Consider the following 2007-nt stretch of genomic DNA (forward strand, 5'->3'; position numbering starts at 1 on the left):
CGCCCGGCGCGCGCCGGTGGCCTGCTGGACGCCTTCGACGCCCGGCTGCCGTACGAGCTGACCGCCGGCCAACGCGACGTCGGCGTGGAGATCGCCGCGGACCTGGCCGCCCCGCACCCGATGCACCGGTTGTTGCAGGGCGAGGTGGGCTCGGGCAAGACGGTCGTGGCGCTGCGGGCGATGCTCCAGGTGGTCGACGCGGGTGGCCAGGCGGCGCTGCTGGCGCCCACCGAGGTGCTGGCCGCGCAGCACCACCGCGGCATGCTCGACCTGCTCGGGCCGCTCGGGCGGGCCGGCGAGCTGGATTCCGCCGAGCACGCCACCCGGGTCGAGCTGGTCACCGGTTCGCTGGGCGCGGCCGCCCGCCGCCGGGCGCTCGGCGAGGTCGCCAGCGGCGCCGCCGGCATCGTGCTCGGCACGCACGCGCTGCTCTATGAGGGGGTGGACTTCGCCGACCTCGGTCTGGTGGTCGTCGACGAGCAGCACCGCTTCGGGGTGGAGCAGCGCGACGCGCTGCGGGCCAAGGCCGAGCAGCCGCCGCACGTGCTGGTGATGACGGCCACCCCGATCCCGCGCACGGTGGCGATGACCGTCTACGGCGACCTGGAGGTCTCCACCCTCTCCCAGCTGCCCCGGGGGCGCTCGCCGATCGCCTCGCACGTGGTGCCGGCCGCCGAGAAACCGGCCTTTCTCGACCGGGCCTGGCGCCGGCTGCGCGAGGAGGTGTCCGCCGGCCACCAGGCGTACGTGGTCTGCCCGCGGATCGGGGATGGCCCGGCCTCCGAGGAGGAGCCGCCGCCGGTGGACGACAACGGGCGCCGTGCGCCGCTGGCGGTGACCGAGGTGGCGCCGCTGCTGGCCGAGGGTCCGCTGCACGGGCTGCGGATCGGGGTGCTGCACGGCCGGCTGCCGGCCGACGAGAAGGACGCGGTGATGCGCTCCTTCGCCGCCGGCGACCTGGACGTGCTGGTGGCCACCACGGTGGTCGAGGTCGGCGTGGACGTGCCGAACGCGACCGTGATGATCGTGCTGGACGCCGACCGGTTCGGCGTCTCCCAGCTCCACCAGCTGCGCGGCCGGGTCGGCCGGGGCGCCGCCGCCGGGCTCTGCCTGCTGGTCAGCGAGGCGGCCGAGGGGTCGTCGGCCCGGGAGCGGTTGGACGCGGTCGCCTCCACGGGCGACGGTTTCAAGCTCGCCGAGCTTGATCTGGAGCAGCGCCGCGAGGGCGACGTGCTGGGCGCCACCCAGTCCGGGCGTCGCTCACACCTGCGGCTGCTGTCCCTGCTGCGCGACGCCGACCTGATCCGCGACGCCCGCGCCGAGGCGATCGCCCTGGTCGAGGAGGACCCGGAGCTGACCCGGCACCCGGCGCTGGCCGCGTCGGTCACCGCACTGGTCGACGAGGATCGCGCGGAGTACCTGGAAAAGGGCTGACGTTCGGGCAGGCCGGTCCGGACTTCGGGGCGCGTCGGCGCGGGGCGGAAACGCCCGAGGGCGCGCCGACCGGTTGGTCGACGCGCCCTCGGGTTCAGCGTGGTTCGGTTCAGACGGTGAACCGGAGCCGGCGACGACGAGCCAGCAGGAAGAGCCCCGCGCCAGCGGCCAGCAGGACGGCCGCGCCGCCCGCGATCATGGTGGTGTTCGCGCCGGTGAGCGGCAGGCCACCGCCCGCACCCTCGCCGCACTCGGCCGGCTTGACCCACTTCACCGCGTCGGCCGGGTCGCCCTCCTCGCCCTCGATGCTCGGAGTGACGGTCAGCCCCTCGTACGCGTCGAAGGAGACCTCGGTCTTCCTGCCCGGGGTCAGGTCCAGCTTCTTGCTCACGCCCTTCTCCGAGGTGAGCACGATGGTCTCGGTGACGCCGTCCGCCGGGTTGTCGGCGGAGACGACCAGGGCGTCGCAGTCGAAGATGATCTCGAAGACCGGGGCGTTGGGCTCCTCCGGCACCAGCGGGCCGGTCGGCTCGCTCGGCTGCGGGCTCGGCGCCGCCGTGGTGGGGGCCGGGG

Annotated in this window: 2 protein-coding genes; one reads left to right on the plus strand and one right to left on the minus strand. The window is 75.1% G+C overall.

The window, feature by feature from the left end; all coding sequences use genetic code 11:
- On the plus strand, nucleotides 1-1434 hold a 1434-nt coding region (locus tag DKT68_RS20035; protein ID WP_109818938.1), incomplete at its 5' end, for an ATP-dependent DNA helicase RecG.
- Nucleotides 1435-1543: 109 nt separating this feature from the next.
- On the opposite strand, the gene DKT68_RS20040 is transcribed toward DKT68_RS20035, so the two are convergent.
- Nucleotides 1544-2007, minus strand: a 464-nt coding sequence (locus DKT68_RS20040; RefSeq protein ID WP_201749118.1) for an LAETG motif-containing sortase-dependent surface protein, incomplete at its 5' end; no start/stop codon positions are given.

The sequence above is a fragment of the Micromonospora acroterricola genome (assembly GCF_003172955.1).
GTDB lineage: Bacteria > Actinomycetota > Actinomycetes > Mycobacteriales > Micromonosporaceae > Micromonospora > Micromonospora acroterricola.